Source organism: Streptomyces sp. x-80 (genome assembly GCF_046549095.1).
GTDB classification, from domain to species: domain Bacteria; phylum Actinomycetota; class Actinomycetes; order Streptomycetales; family Streptomycetaceae; genus Streptomyces; species Streptomyces celluloflavus.
In genome coordinates, this window is the sequence record NZ_JAJPWM010000012.1 from 224,530 (window position 1) to 238,602 (window position 14,073).

At 75.3% G+C, this 14,073-nt stretch carries 11 protein-coding genes and 1 pseudogene; 7 read left to right on the top strand and 5 right to left on the bottom strand.

Going from position 1 to position 14,073, the window contains the following annotated elements; genetic code table 11:
- Positions 1-159: 159 nt before the first annotated feature.
- Complete coding sequence (locus ACLJWH_RS24925) at positions 160-1,002, bottom strand: pyrimidine reductase family protein (RefSeq protein WP_411143957.1); 843 nt, start codon at positions 1,000-1,002, stop codon at positions 160-162.
- A gap of 66 nt (positions 1,003-1,068) precedes the next feature.
- Here ACLJWH_RS24925 and zapE point away from each other — a divergent pair, with 66 nt between their 5' ends.
- Positions 1,069-2,187, top strand: coding sequence for a cell division protein ZapE (gene zapE / locus ACLJWH_RS24930; RefSeq protein ID WP_411143958.1), 1,119 nt, complete (start codon positions 1,069-1,071; stop codon positions 2,185-2,187).
- Positions 2,188-2,271: 84 nt separating this feature from the next.
- Here the strand turns inward: zapE and ACLJWH_RS24935 are convergent, their stop codons facing one another.
- The 4 genes from ACLJWH_RS24935 to ACLJWH_RS24950 all read right to left on the bottom strand — a co-directional run bounded on the left by ACLJWH_RS24935 (position 2,272) and on the right by ACLJWH_RS24950 (position 6,867).
- Positions 2,272-4,527 carry a HelD family protein gene (locus ACLJWH_RS24935; protein WP_411144021.1) on the bottom strand — a complete coding sequence of 752 codons (2,256 nt, stop codon included), beginning with the start codon at positions 4,525-4,527 and terminating at the stop codon, positions 2,272-2,274.
- Between the two features lie 441 nt (positions 4,528-4,968).
- Positions 4,969-5,193: a hypothetical protein gene (locus tag ACLJWH_RS24940; RefSeq protein WP_411143959.1), complete on the bottom strand. Its 225-nt coding sequence runs from the start codon at positions 5,191-5,193 to the stop codon at positions 4,969-4,971.
- 28 nt (positions 5,194-5,221) lie between these two features.
- The gene (locus ACLJWH_RS24945) at positions 5,222-5,890 is read right to left on the bottom strand and encodes an ABC transporter (RefSeq protein WP_411143960.1); all 669 of its coding nucleotides are present in this window, start codon (positions 5,888-5,890) and stop codon (positions 5,222-5,224) included.
- Positions 5,887-6,867, bottom strand: a complete 981-nt coding sequence (locus ACLJWH_RS24950; RefSeq protein ID WP_411143961.1) for an ATP-binding cassette domain-containing protein — start codon at positions 6,865-6,867, stop codon at positions 5,887-5,889. The genes ACLJWH_RS24945 and ACLJWH_RS24950 overlap by 4 nt, the downstream gene beginning before the upstream one ends.
- 138 nt (positions 6,868-7,005) lie before the next feature.
- Between ACLJWH_RS24950 and ACLJWH_RS24955 the strand changes: the two genes are divergently transcribed.
- From ACLJWH_RS24955 to ACLJWH_RS24980, 6 genes and pseudogenes are all read left to right on the top strand, one after another.
- Entirely contained in the window at positions 7,006-7,800 is a 795-nt protein-coding gene (locus ACLJWH_RS24955; RefSeq protein WP_411143962.1) for a peptidyl-tRNA hydrolase, read from the top strand.
- Positions 7,801-8,443: 643 nt separating this feature from the next.
- Positions 8,444-9,511 carry a serine hydrolase domain-containing protein gene (locus ACLJWH_RS24960; RefSeq protein ID WP_411143963.1) on the top strand — a complete coding sequence of 356 codons (1,068 nt, stop codon included), beginning with the start codon at positions 8,444-8,446 and terminating at the stop codon, positions 9,509-9,511.
- Positions 9,512-9,711: 200 nt separating this feature from the next.
- The gene (locus ACLJWH_RS24965) at positions 9,712-10,551 is read left to right on the top strand and encodes an arginase family protein (RefSeq protein ID WP_411143964.1); all 840 of its coding nucleotides are present in this window, start codon (positions 9,712-9,714) and stop codon (positions 10,549-10,551) included.
- Between the two features lie 232 nt (positions 10,552-10,783).
- A complete protein-coding gene (locus ACLJWH_RS24970; RefSeq protein WP_411143965.1) occupies positions 10,784-11,437 on the top strand; it encodes a LysE family translocator in 654 nt (217 codons plus the stop codon).
- A 149-nt stretch (positions 11,438-11,586) separates the two neighbouring features.
- Positions 11,587-12,970, top strand: a pseudogene (locus tag ACLJWH_RS24975) (DUF692 domain-containing protein).
- 4 nt (positions 12,971-12,974) lie between these two features.
- Positions 12,975-14,018, top strand: a complete 1,044-nt coding sequence (locus ACLJWH_RS24980) for a TIGR04222 domain-containing membrane protein (RefSeq protein ID WP_411143966.1) — start codon at positions 12,975-12,977, stop codon at positions 14,016-14,018.
- Positions 14,019-14,073: the final 55 nt, after the last annotated feature.

Consider the following 14,073-nt stretch of genomic DNA (forward strand, 5'->3'; position numbering starts at 1 on the left):
AATACGCTCGTGAACACGACGGGCGCCCTTCTTCTCTTCTTCTGGACGCCGCGTGGCCCGGCGTCCGACAGAAACCGTCCTGCCCCGTCGCCACACAGGGCCTGTTGGCCTTAAGTGTGCCCAACGGAAGCTAAGCGGAACGAGTTATTCCACTGATTGTCAGGACCGACGGTAGCGGGTGAACAGAAACCCGGCTTCCTCCAGTACGGATACGAGGGCGAACCGCTCCGGAACGGGGAGCGCGGGGCCGCCGGCGATCCGCTGCGCGTCCCCCGCGGCGACGAAGGGGGCCAGCGACAGGCACAGCTCGTCCAGCGCACCGGCCGCCGCGAACTGCCCCAGGAGCGACGGCCCGCCTTCGGTGAGCAGCCGGGTGTGGCCCCGTTCGGCCAGTACCGCGGTCACCCGCGCCGGGTCGACGCCCGTGCCCTCGCCCGCGAACAGCACCTGCGCGCCCGCCTCCCGGGCCGCCCGCACCCGGTCCGGCGGGGCGCCCGTGCCGGTCAGTACGAGGGTCGGGGTGAGCGGCTCGGTGAACAGCGGCAGGGTGAGGTCCAGCTCCAGACCGGCGCTCACCACCGCGATGGCGGGGGCCGGGCCCTGTCCGGCGGCGGCCCGGCGGGCGGCGAACACCGCGCGGGCGCGGGCCGGCCGGTAGCCCTCCTGACGAACCGTTTCGGCACCGACCACCACGGCATCCGCGAGCCCCCGCAGCACGCCGAAGATCCGCATGTCGGCGGCGCCGGAGAGCGGCTGCGAGCGGCCGTCGTGATGGGCCGCGCCGTCCAGTGAGGAGACCATGTTGGCGCGCAGCCAGCCGGTGCGGCCGCCCCGCACCGGATCGTCCGCCGCCGGGTAGGCGTAGGCGTCGGCCAGCTCGTCCGGCGTCCACTCGCGGTCCGCGGCCTCGGCGGCCGCCGGTCCCGGTGCGGGGTGCGCCGGGTGCTCCTCGGCGGCGCGGGCCGGTACGTGCGGGGCGGGAAGGGGGAACAGGCGTCGCATGGCGGCAGTGTGACATGCCTCGCTCACGGATCGGGCGGCCGCGCACAGCGACTAGGCTGGAGAGCTGTGTCGCCTTCCGAACCCTCGTCACCACAGCCCGCCCCGATATCCGGCCCGCCGGCCGACGGGAGCGGCGCGGCCCCCGCCGCGCTCACCGCGCGCGCCCCGCACGTACCGGCCGACCGTCTGGTCGCCGAGATGGTGCCGCCGCCGCGCTTCCAGGGCGCCCGCTTCGACACCTACCTCCCGGACCCGAACCAGGCCAGCCAGGCCGAGGCCGTCCAGGTCCTGAGCGCTTTCGCGGCGGGTATCGACGGCGGGGGCGGCCCGGCCAGGCGGCGCTGGTTCGCGAAGGCCCCCAAGAAGCCCGCGGCGCCCAAGGGCCCGCGCGGTGTCTATCTGGACGGCGGCTACGGCGTCGGCAAGACCCATCTGCTGGCCTCGCTGTGGCACGCCACCCCCGCCCCGCCCGAGCGCAAGGCGTTCGGCACCTTCGTCGAGCTGACGAACCTCGTCGGCGCGCTCGGCTTCCAGCAGACCGTACGGACCCTCGGCGACCACCGGCTGCTGTGCATCGACGAGTTCGAGCTGGACGACCCGGGCGACACGGTCCTGGTCTCCACCCTGCTCGGCAAGCTGGTGGACTCCGGTGTGGCACTGGCCGCGACCTCCAACACGCTGCCCGGCAAGCTCGGCGAGGGCCGGTTCGCCGCCGCCGACTTCCTGCGCGAGATACAGGGCCTGAGCGCCCGCTTCCGGCCGCTGCGCATCGACGGCGAGGACTACCGCCACCGCGGCCTGCCCGAGGCGCCCGCCCCGTACGACACCGAGACCGTCATCCGCACCGCGCACCGCACCCCCGGCGCCTCGCTCGACGACTTCCCCGCCCTGCTCGACCACCTGTCCAAGGTGCACCCCAGCCGGTACGGCGCGATGTGCGACGGCATCCGGGCGGTCTGCCTCACCGACGTCCAGGCGGTGCCCGACCAGTCCACCGCACTGCGCCTGGTGGTCCTCGCCGACCGGCTCTACGACCGGGAGGTGCCGGTGCTGACCTCGGGCAAGGCGTTCGACGAGCTGTTCAGCGACGAGATGCTGGGCGGCGGCTACCGCAAGAAGTACTTCCGCGCGATATCCCGGCTGACGGCCCTGGCCCGCGACGCCGCCCCGCTGGCGGCCGGCTGACCCGCGCCCGGCCACGCCCGGACAGCCGCGCTCCCGGACACGGGCGCGCCGCACGGGGCCGGGCGGCGCACCGGTGTCAGGCGGTCACCGGCCGGGCGCGGCGGCGTCCGCCGACGGCAGCGCCTCCAGTCCCGCCGGCAGCGCCCCCGTGTGGATCACGCCCAGCCGCTGTGTCGCCCGGGTGAGCGCGACGTACAGGTCGCTCGTCCCGAACTCCCCCGGCTCCACCACGATCACCGAGTCGAATTCCAGGCCCTTGGCCTGCCGCGGGTCGATCAGCACCACCGGGCTGGTCAGATCCGGGGAGGCGCCCGCGGAGGCCGCCGGGAGGGCGGCGGAGAGCGCCACGTGGCGGGAGCGCGGGGCGATCACCGCGAGGCGGCCCGCCTCACGGGTCTCCCGCGCGACGGCCCCGGCGACCGCGCCGGCGACATCGTCGGTGCGGAGCGCCCAGGGGCGGGTGCCCGTGGAGCGGATCGAGCGCGGCGGCACGAAGGAGGGGTCCGCGGACCGGGGCACCGCCGCCGCGATCTCCATGATCTCGGTCGGCGTACGGTAGTTGACACCGAGCCGGACGTGGTGCCGGCGGTCGCCGACGTACGGCGCGAGGATCGTCTCCCACGCACCGCAGCCGCCCGGCTCCGAGGTCTGCGCCGGGTCGCCGACCAGGGTCATCGAGCGGGTCGGACAGCGGCGCATCAGCAGCCGCCAGGCCATCGCGGACAGCTCCTGTGCCTCGTCCACGATGATGTGGCCGAAGGCCCAGGTGCGGTCGGCCGCGGCGCGTTCGGCGGCGCTGCGGTGGTCGGCCTCCTCCTGCCGGTCCGCGAGCCGTTCCGCGTCGATCAGGTCGTGCGCGGCCAGCACCTCCGAGTCCTCCTCGTCGAGGTCCTCGAACTCCTGGGTGCGGGAGCCGTAGGAGAGGTCGAGCACGCCCTGCGCGTAGGCGATGCGCTCCTGGCGCTCGGCCTCCGCGGCGGCGCGGGCCGCCGAGTCGTCCGCGCCGAGGAGTTCGGCGGCCTCGTCGAGGAGCGGCACGTCCGCCGGGGTCCATTCGCCGCCGGTCCGCCGGATCGCGTCCGCGTCGGCGTCCGGGAGGTGGACCGGGTCGGCGAGGAAGTCCGCGACCAGCTGCTGCGGGGTGAGGGCGGGCCACAACTCCGCGATGGCGTCGTGCACTTCGGGGCTCGCCGCGATGGCCTTGCCGAGCTGGGCGATGTCGTCGGGGCCGAGGAGGTTCGGCCCGCCGTACGGGTCCGCGCCGATCCGCTCGGCCAGCTGCGCGGTGAGCGCGTCGATGACGCGGAACGCGAAGTGCGGGCGGGCGAGGTTGTGCGGCAGCCCCGTCTCGCGCGCCCGGCGCCGCGCCTCGTACGCCGTGTCCGCGTCCAGCCGCAGTTCGCCGTCCTCGTGGTCGATCACGGTCACGGGGTCGGGCAGGACCTGCCGGTCCCGCACGAAGCGCGCCAGCGCGTCCGCCATCGCCGCACCGCCCTTGACCGCGGCGGCCCCGGCGGTGTCGGTCCCGGTGGGGGTCACGCCCGGGAAGAGCTCGCCGGGCGTGGCGAGCAGGACACCCGTCTCGCCGAGCGCGGGCAGCACCTCCTCGATGTAGCGGAGGAACGCCGGGTTGGGCCCGACGATCAGCACGGCACGGCGGGCCAGCTGCGCACGGTGCGCGTACAGCAGATACGCGGCGCGGTGCAGTGCGACGACGGTCTTGCCGGTGCCGGGGCCGCCCTCCACGACGAGGACGCCGTCGTGCGGGGCGCGGATGATCCGGTCCTGCTCGGCCTGGATGGTCTGCACGATGTCGTGCATACGGCCGGTGCGCGCCGCGTCCAGCGAGGCGAGCAGTACGGCGTCCGCGTCGGCGCCCTCGTGCCCGGTGCGTACGGCGTCGGCGAGGTCCAGGATCTCGTCGTGCAGGGCGGTGACCCGCCGGCCCTCGGTCGTGAGGTGACGCCTGCGGCGCAGCCCCATCGGGGTGTGCCCGGTGGCCAGGTAGAAGGGGCGGGCGACCTCGGCCCGCCAGTCGATGACCAGCGGAGTACGGTCCGCGTCGTCGCGCCGGATTCCGAGCCGGCCGATGTGGTGATCGCGGCCGTCGCGGAATACCAGCCGGCCGAAGCAGAGCCCGTTCTCCCCGGCGTCGAAGGCGGCCAGCAGTCCGGCCTGCTCGGTCACCAGCACATCGCGCTCCAGCCGCGCCTGGGAATTGTTCCCCGGCAGCGGCAGCGCCTCCCGCACCGCCGTCTCGGCCCCGGCCCGCAGTTGGGCGAGGCGCCCGTGGAGCAGATCGAGGAATTCCTGCTCGCGCCGCAATTCCTCGTCCGGCATTCCCTTGTTTGACAACTCAACCCCGCTCGGATAGAATTCGAAATGAAGCTGGATATGCGCCTCAATTTCGTCAGGCACAGAAGCCTTCAATATACGCGGAGAAATACCCCGGCCGTCAATTCGGTCCGGGGTATTTCTTTTCCTGCCCACGGTCGGGGGTGGCGGGACGTACCGCGCCGGGGTGCCTGCCCGGCGCCGCGCACGGCCTCCGACCTTGTTCGAGAACTCCGGGGGGGGCGGCTCGGCCGGGATCCCGGCCGGTGGCATCCCTGCGCCGACGGGGACACCGGGCTCCGGCGCCCTCTCCCCCACGCCCGGAACGGCCCCCGTACGGCCGCCGGGGTCGGTGGAGCCGGTGGAGCCGGTTCATCCCGCTCGTCCCGCGTGTCCCGCCCGTCCGGTTGCCGCCCGCGGAGACCGCTCTCCGGTGGGGGCCGCTCCTCAACCGGAGCAGGCGCCGCGCTGGGCCTCCTGCCACTCGCACACGGGGCACAGGACGACACCGGGCTGTGCGACGCCGTACTCGGTGGGCGCCCCGCACAGGACGCAGTCGGCGAAGGGCGGCCCGGCGGCCGGGGCGGTCCCGGTGCCGGTGGGGTGGTCCGTGGGTAGCGGGTGCCGGGGCGGCGCGTAGCACTCGTCCGTACCGTCCGTGGGGGCTGGCATGCCTCGACCCTACGCCCGGCGTCCGGTGTCAGCCGCGGCGGGAACTGAGCGCGCAGGTGGCCGCGGTGGCGGCGGCCGCGATCAGGGCGGTGGCGGCGAAGGGCAGCCAGGGGACGGTGATCGTGCCGTCCGCGGAGCCGGTGACCAGGCCCGTGACCGCGGCGTTGGCGGGCGAGGCACTCAGCACGAGCAGCAGCAGCGCGGCCACCAGCCCGGCCGGGACGGCCGAGGCGGTGCTGCGCAGCACCGGCCGGTTGCACAGCGCGCCGATCGCGATGCCCAGCAGCACACAGGCCAGCGCGGCGAGCAGCCCGGCACCGGTCGCGGGCAGCACCGGCACGGCGGCCCGGTGGCCGGCGGAGTGCGGATCGGACCGCAGCAGGACGTAGGCCGCACCCCCCAGCGCGAGGAGCAGCGAGGCGCCCGCCGCGGTCAGCACGGCGGCGAGGTGGACGCGGCCGGGCCCGGCGGCGGCCGCGGCGCAGTGGCGGGCGGCCGGCGGCTCGTCGGTGACGCAGATCCGGGTCAGCCACACCGCGACGGGCAGCAGTCCGGCGGCGGCCCAGCCGTACGCGTCGAGGATCGGGGCGCCGGACTGGATACCGAGGGCCAGGAAGGCGGCGTACACCACGACCGGCGGCAGCCAGCGGTGCGAGCCGGCGAACAGGGCCGCCTGGTAACGGAGGAGAGCGATCACGGCAGCGGAACCTCGTCGGGGTCAGGGGCGGGGACGGGGCGGGAGCCGGGACCGGGATGGGGATGGGTCACCGAGCGGATGTGCCACGGTGGGCGGGCGGTGAGCAGGGCGCGCAGCAGCGCGTCGGAGTGGACGGCCGGGACGGTGAGGCGGGTCGTACCGTCCGCGCCCACCGTGGCCTCGGGGTGGCCCGGCAGCTCCGCCGCACCGGGGACCGGGCCCGTCGGCCGGGTGGCCGGTTGGCGCGCGGCGGCGGTCCGTCCGGGCGCCTCGGCGGTCGGCGCCGGTCCGGACCACGGCGCGCTCCCCGGTGGGCCCACCGCCTCGATGACGACCCGGGGGCCCGCCGCGGCCGCCGCCGCACCGCCCGCCGTGGTCAGCAGCCGCCCGTCCGCGATCCGGTAGTGCGCGTCGGCGAGGCCCGCCAGGCGGTGCGGGTCGTGGTCGACGAAGACGACCGTGCCGCCGTCCGCGATCCGCTCGGCGACCGCGCGGTCCAGGACCTCGCGCGCGGCCGGGTCCAGCCCCGTCCAGGCTTCGTCCAGAACCAGGAGCTGGGGCTCGGCGAGCAGCGCCTGGGCGACCGCGACCTTCTGGCTGGTGCCTTTGGAGAGCTTGGCCAGCGGCGTACCGGCGTGCCCGGCCGCCCCGAAGCGGGCGAGCCACTCGGTGGCACGGCGGGTCGCCTCGGGGCCGCGCAGACCGTGGACGCGTCCGAGATGGGTGAGGTAGCCGACGGCGGTGAACGGCAGCGCGGCCGGGAACCGTTCGGGCACGTACGCGGTGCGCGGGCGGCCGGTGATCCGCCCGGTGCTGGGGCTGTCGATCCCGGCCAACAGGCGCAGCAGGGTGGACTTGCCGCTGCCGTTGGTCCCCTCGACGCGCAGCAGCGCGCGGCCCGGTACGTCGAGCCGCACGTTCCGCAGCACCCAGGGCCCGCGCATCCCGTAGCGCTGCCCGACCCCGTCCAGCCTCATACGTCCCCCACTCCCCCGGCTCCCCTGTCTCGCCCGGCTCCCCGCGGCGCCGCGCGGGCGGGCCGTGCCTCCCGCGCCGCCGGCCAACGTACCGGCGCGGCGGCGGCGCTGTCAGTGGTGGCTGGCAGACTTGGCCGGGTGACCAGCACTGAGACCACCGGCCCCGGCGACCCTGCCAGTTCCAGCACCTCCGGCAGCTCCGGCGCCCCGGGTGACCGCCCCGGTCCGACGAGCACCGGCAGCCCGTTCCGCCATGGGGAGACCGACCGGGACGCGGCGCCGCAGTTCGTGCTGCCGCTGGTCGCGCGGATCGAGCGGGCCGAGCCCCCGGCGCGTACGGACGCGCTGGAGACGGCGGCGCGGGCGGTGCTCGTGCTGCTGTCGGACGAGCGGGCGCACGGCACAGGCGAGTGGGCCGAGGCGGTCCGGGACTGGGAGGACGCCCGGATCCGCAAGGTGGTGCGGCGGGCGCGCGGCGCGGAGTGGCGGCGGGCCGCGGCCCTGCCGGGTATCACGGTGACCGGTCGCCATGCCGAGGTGCGGGTCTTCCCGCCGGTGCCGCTGGACGGCTGGCCCAAGGACCTGGCCCGGCTCCAGGTCTCGGGGACGGAGCTGGACGATCCGGAGCCGCCCGCCGCGCCCGCCGCGGACCGGCCGGTGCTGTGGCTCCATCCCGGGCTGGGCATGTCGGCCGGCAAGGAGATGGCGCAGGTCGGGCACGGCGCGCAGCTCGTGTGGTGGGAACTGTCCGACGACGAACGGGCGGCCTGGCGCGCGGCCGGGTTCCCGCTGTCCGTACGGTCCGCGGAGCCGTCGGCGTGGGAGGCGCTGACCCGCAGCGGACTGCCCGTGGTGCACGACGCCGGGTTCACGGAGATCGCGCCCGGGGCCACCGTCGTGGTCGAGTGGCGGTCGCCCGCGGCTCCCGCGTAGGCGCACCGGGCCGGGGCGACCGGGATCGCCCCGGGAAACTCTTGGCCGGAGGCCGGAGGCCGGAGGCCGGAAGCCGGAGGCCGGAAGCCGGAGGCCGGAGGCCGGAAGCCGGAGGCCGGAGGCCGGAAGCCGGAAGCCGGAAGCCGGAAGCCGGAGGCCGGAGGCCGGAAGCCGGAAGCCGGAAGCCGGAAGCCGGAGACCGGAAGCCGGAGACCGGAGGCCGGAGACCGGAAGCCGGAAGCCGGAGACAGGGCGGGGACCCCTCATGCCGGTTCGCTCCCGCGATCACGACGGCAGTGGGGCGGGGCCGGCGGGCCGGTGACGGTCGGGGCCTGCGTCACCGCGTCCGCCGCGTCCGCTCCGCTGACGCCGCCTCCGCGACCAGGGCGTTCCTTCCCGCCGCGGCTCCCCATCGGGCGGGCGCACCGGGGGGTAGCCCTACCCGTCACCGGGCGGGTAGCAGGATCGCCCCGAACGATCACTTACGGAAATGCTGGGTCCGGCACATACCGCTGGTTTCCCCAAGATCCGTAGGAGTTGGCTCGTGCGTGAGCAGGCATGGCAGAGGTTCCGTTCTTCCGGGCGACGGCGGGGTGTTCGGCGCAGAGCCGTGCCGGCCGCGGCCGCGGTGGCCGTCGGTGTCATGGCGATGGGTGCCCTGGCGCCGTCCGCCGCGTCCGCCGCTCCCAAGCCGGACACCGTCCAACAGGGCCTGAACGCGCTGGTGCGCGCCGACGGCATGCCCGCCGCGCTGGCGAGCGTCCAGGACCGCGGAGGCCGCACCCGTACCTACACCGCGGGCGTCGGCGACCTGGCCACCGGCTCGAAGGTGCCCACGGACGGGCAGGTGCGGATCGGCAGCAACACCAAGGTGTTCACCGCGGTGGTCGTGCTGCAACTGGTCGCCGAAGGGAAGATCGGCCTCGACGCCCGGGTCGACACCTATCTGCCGGGCCTCGTCCGCGGGGACGGGATCGACGGCCGCCGCATCACCGTCCGCCAGCTCCTCCAGCAGACCAGCGGACTTCCCAACTACACCGAATACGACCTTCAGCTCCGGCACTACGAACCCCGCGAACTCCTCGGCATCGCGCTCCAGCACAAGGCCCATTTCGCCCCCGGGAAGAAGTGGGAGTACAGCAACACGAACTACGTACTGGCCGGCCTGATCATCGAGAAGGTCACCGAGCGGCCCGTCGCCAAGGAGATCGACCAGCGCATCATCAAACCCGTCGGGCTGCGCCATACCTACTTCCCCGCCCCCGGTGACACGACCATCCGGGAACCCCACCCCAAGGGCTACGACAGGGATTCGGCGGACGCGCCGCTGCGCGACATCACGGAAATGGACCCCTCCTGGGCCTGGGCGGCAGGTCAGATGATCTCCACCAATTCCGACCTCAACCGGTTCTTCACCGAGCTCCTCGGCGGCCGCCTCCTCCCGAAGGCCCAGCTCACCCAGATGCGCACCACCGTGCGCGCCGACTACTTCGGCGACGGCGCCCGCTACGGACTGGGGCTCGTGAGCAAGCCGCTGTCGTGCGGCGGTGTCTACTGGGGCCACGGCGGCAGTTTCCCGGGGTACGAGACCCGGGGCGGAGTCACCGCCAAGGGCCGCGCCGCCAATGTCGCGGTGACCATCCAGCCGACCGACGCGACGGCCATGAAGCGTGTCGAGAAAGTCGTGGACACGGCCCTGTGCCGCCGCTGAACCGCGCCTGGGGGACCGTCCGGCGCGCCGGGAGCGGAGGCGTACGGCGGGCAGCGGTCACGGTGCCGTGGCAGACGTACGCCCTCCCGGCGGCGCGCGGGCCCGCGGCTCGCCCCCGGGAGTCGCCTCCGCGGCGTGACTTGCGGGACGGCTGAGGCGACGGCATAGGCTGCGTCGAAAAGCGTGGAGGGGAGACGTTCGTGTCCGGTCCGATCGTGTTCGAGGTGGCGCAGTGGCAGGGGTCGGGTGCCGCTACCGCCCGTAGGTTGCACAGTGGGGCCGCCTGGCTCGCCGAGCTGGTTCCCGCGAGCCGGCGGCGGACGGTCGCGCTCGACAGCGGCGCCGGCAGCGCGCGGGGCGGCGTGCGGAACGCCGATGTGCTGGAGCGGCATCTGCTGGCGGTGCGCGAGGCGCTGGCCGAGGTTCCGCCGGGCGAGCCGACGGTGACCGTCGGCGGCGACTGCGGGGTCGATCTCGCCCCGGTCGAGGCCGCGCTCGCCGCGTTCGGGGACCGGCTGGCGCTGGTGTGGTTCGACGCCCACGCGGACCTCAACACCCCGGAGTCGTCGCCGTCCGGAGCCTTCCACGGCATGGTGCTGCGCGCGCTCCTCGGCGACGGGCCGGCGGGCCTGCGGCCCGCGCGGAACGTGTCGGCCGACCGCGTGGTGCTGGCGGGCGCGCGGTCACTGGACCCGGGTGAACAGGCCCTTGTCGAGAGCCGTGGCATCCGGCACCTCGGCGTCGGGCAGCTGGCGGAACCGGGGCCGCTCCTGGCCGCGGTGCGCGCCACCGGCGCCGAGGCGGTGTACATCCACATCGACCTCGACGTCCTCGACCCGCGGGTGTTCCCGGCCGTCGGTACCCCCGAACCCGGCGGACTCGGCGTGGCGGAGCTGCTCGCCGCGGTGCGGGCGCTGACGGAAGAGTTCGCCCTCGCCGGCCTCGCGCTCACCGAGTACGAGCGGACCGAGGCCACCGGCCAGGAGGAGGCGGTACTGCGGCGGATCGTCGACGGACTCTTCGGGCCCGACCGACGCTGAGCGGCGTCGGCGCGCCGACGCTCGCCGTCAGGACCGCACTCTCCTGTCCGGCCGTCGCCGCCATCCGGCCCCGCGATGCGCGATGTCGCGTCCGGCACCGTCCGCCGCGCACGGGCGGTGCCGGCGGGGGCGTCCGGCTCCCGCGGTGCGGTGCCGGCCCCGACCCGGCCGCCGGACGCCCGGCCGGGGCCACCTGCGGCCCGCCAGGGTCCTGGACGTACGGTGGTGTCCCGTGCTGACCTCTCTCCTCGGCTTCACTGTGGTGGCCGCGCTGCTGACCATCTCCCCCGGCCCCGATTTCGCGGTGGTCCTGCGGACCGCTCTCCATTCGGGGCGGCGGGCCGCCCTGTGCAGTGCGCTCGGCATAGCGGCCGGGTGCTTCGTCTGGGGGCTGGCCGGTGCCGTCGGGCTGACGGCGATGCTGTCCGCGTCGCAGGTGGCGTACGACGTGCTGCGGGTGGCCGGTGCGCTGTATCTGATGTGGCTCGGGGTGCAGGCGCTGCGCGCTGCCCGGCGGCTGCGGACCGCTCCGGCGGCGGACGGGGCGGTGGCGACGGCGACGGACGCCGACGACGTACGGCAGACGCCGCTGCGGGCGTTCCGGACCGGCGCGCTGACCAATGTGCTCAACCCCAAGGTCGGGGTGGTCTATATGTCGCTGCTGCCGCAGTTCATCCCGCACGGCGCGCCGGTGGTCGCGACGACGCTGCTGCTGGTGGCCGTCCATGCCGCGCTGGGTGTGCTGTGGCTGGGCACCATCGCCGTGGCGGTCCACCGGGCGCGGGCCGTCTTCCAGCGTCCGCGCGTACGGCGGCGGCTGGATCAGGCCACGGGCGGGGTGCTGCTCGCACTGGGCGCGGCGGTGGGATTCGAGGCCGCGCGCTGATCCGGCGCGGAGCCGTACGGCGCTCCGGCGGCGGAGCCGTACGGGGCCGCGGGAAGCTCAGAACAACCTCTGAACCCTGACTGCGCGGGGTTCGGCCCGTCTTGACAGGGTCATGAGTACGTCACAGCACGGAGTGAACGGGGGGAACGATGCAACGTCTGGGTACAGGTATCGGCTGGCGGCCGGAGATCGCCGCGGAGATCGCCGGACTGTCCGGTGTGGACTGGGTCGAGGTGGTGGCCGAGAACATCTGCCCCGGCCATCTCCCGCCCGCCTTGCGGGAGTTGCGTGAGCGGGGCACGACCGTCGTCCCGCACGGCGTCTCGCTCGGCCTCGGCGGCGCCGAACGGCCCGCCGAAGGCCGGCTGACCGCGCTCGCCGAACGCGCCGTGGCGCTGGACGCGCCGCTGGTCACCGAGCACCTCGCGTTCGTCCGCGCGGGCGGGCCGGGCACCGGGTCGCCGCTGCTGGAGGCCGGGCATCTGCTGCCGGTGCCGCGTACCCGCGACGCGCTGGACGTGCTCTGCGAGAACGTCCGGATCGCCCAGGACGCGCTGCCGGTGCCGCTGGCCCTGGAGAACATCGCCGCCCTCCTCTCCTGGCCCGGCGAGGAGCTGACCGAGGGGCAGTTCCTGTCCGAACTCGTCGAGCGGACGGGCGTACGGCTGCTGGTCGATGTCGCCAACCTCCATACGAACCACGTCAACCAGGGTGAGGACCCGGCCGTCGCGCTGGCCGAACTGCCGGTCGAGGCCATCGCCTATGTCCATGTCGCGGGCGGTGTGGAGCGGGACGGGGTGTGGCACGACAGCCATGCCCACCCCGTGACCGGGCCGGTGCTGGACGTGCTCGCCGAGCTGTGCGCCCGGACCACCCCGCCCGGTGTGCTGCTGGAGCGCGACGAGGACTTCCCCGAGGGCGCGGAGCTGGCCGGTGAACTCGACGCGATACGTACCGTGGTGGAGGAGGCGCGCCATGTCCGGCGAGCGGCCTGAGGCGGTCACGGGGGCCGGCGGCGGTCCGGGGGGCAGTGGTCCGGGGGGCGCAGCCGCGGCCGGTCCCGGCGCGCCCGCCCGGACGGGCTCCCGGTCCCCCGTCGGTACCGGCACCGGTACCGACGCTGCGCGGCAGCGGCTGGCGCTCGTCCAGACCGCGCTGCTGTCCGCGCTGGTCGCCGGAACGCCGGCCCCCGAGGGGTTCGACCGCCACCGGCTGCGCGTCCAGAGCCGGGCGCTGGCCGCCAAGCGGGCCGCCGTCGTGGGCAGGATCGCCCCGGAGCTGCCCGGAATCCTCGGCGCGGAGTACCGGCCCGCCTTTCTCGACTACGCCCGCCACCGGCCCCTCCGCGGCGGCCACCGGCAGGACGCGCTGGACTTCGCGGCGCATCTGCTGACCCAGGAGCGTCCCGCGGACCCGGCCGCGCGGCGGCAGTTGACACGGTGGTGGCGGGACCGGGCGGGACCGAAGCCGCCGCCCGCCCGCCCCGCCGCCCGACTCGTGCGAGCCGTGCGGCTCGCCCTGCACCGAAGGTGACACCGTGTCCCCGGCACAATCGATGTACCTGGCAGTCGTCCTCTCCTCGCTGGTGCTCGTCATCGGCACCGTCCGCTCCCGCCGGACACCGCGCATCCGGCTGGTGGACGCCCCCACCCACGACGTGTGGGAGATCGCGTTCCTGGCCGGCGGGCCGGGACGGGTGACGGACGCCGCGATCGCCGGTATGCAGGAGGACGGCCGACTGGCCGTCGGCGGCCCCGGCGCGGTGACCGTACGCCGGGCCGTCGCCCACGACCCCGTCGAGCAGGCCGTACTGGACGCGCTCGCCCGGACGCCCGGCGGGGCGCTGAGCAGGCTGCGCGGCATGGTGATGCGGAGCCCGGCGGTGCAGGAGACCGGCGACCGGCTGGCGGACCGCGGTCTGATGCGGCGCCCGCGGCGGGGCCGGGGCTGGCTCCTGATGGCCCGCGTCCAGGTGGCGGCCTCCGCGGTACTGCTCCTCGGCGGTCTGCTGATGACGGTCACGGGGGCCGCCGGGGACGACGCGTCCACGGTGCCGTTCGTGCTGCGGATCGCGCCCGCGGCCGTCCTGGGCATCGTCGTCGGCTCCCTCTGCAAACTGGCCCACGGCAACCGCCTCACCCCCGCGGGCACCCTCGCGCTCCGGGCCGCGCACGCCACCGACAGCCCCGGTGCCGTCGGCGGCGCCGTCCGGCCCGCCGCGATCGTGGTGGCGCTCGGCGGTGCGGCGCTGGTGGCCGACGCGGTGCTGCGACAGCAGCTGCTCGACGCGCAGTCCGCCATGGCGACCGCCGCCGGCGTGTCCGTCGCGTCGGGCGACACCACCGCCTCGTCCACCACCACGTCCTCGGCCGACTCCGGCTGGGACTTCTCGGACGGTGGACCGGGCGTCTCCTGGTGCGGCTCCGCCGACGGCGGGTCCGGCTGCGGCAGCTCCGGATGCGGGGGCGGGTCGGGGTGCGGCGGATCGTCCTGCGGTGGCGGGTCCAGTGACAGCAGCGGGTCGAGTTGCAGCAGCGGGTCCAGCTGCGGCTCGTCGTGCGGCAGCAGTAGCAGCGACTGACGCCCCGCACCGGTCGCCCGAACGGAGGGCCGCCGAACGGCATTGCGCAGCCCGC

Bases quoted from the DNA above. Each gene is read 5' to 3' on its own strand.
- ACLJWH_RS24950 (WP_411143961.1), bottom strand. From the start codon at position 6,867: ATGAGGCTGGACGGGGTCGGGCAGCGCTACGGGATGCGCGGGCCCTGG.
- ACLJWH_RS24960 (WP_411143963.1), top strand. From the start codon at position 8,444: ATGGCGATGGGTGCCCTGGCGCCGTCCGCCGCGTCCGCCGCTCCCAAG.
- ACLJWH_RS24940 (WP_411143959.1), bottom strand. From the start codon at position 5,193: ATGCCAGCCCCCACGGACGGTACGGACGAGTGCTACGCGCCGCCCCGG.
- ACLJWH_RS24925 (WP_411143957.1), bottom strand. From the start codon at position 1,002: ATGCGACGCCTGTTCCCCCTTCCCGCCCCGCACGTACCGGCCCGCGCC.
- ACLJWH_RS24935 (WP_411144021.1), bottom strand. From the start codon at position 4,527: ATGCCGGACGAGGAATTGCGGCGCGAGCAGGAATTCCTCGATCTGCTC.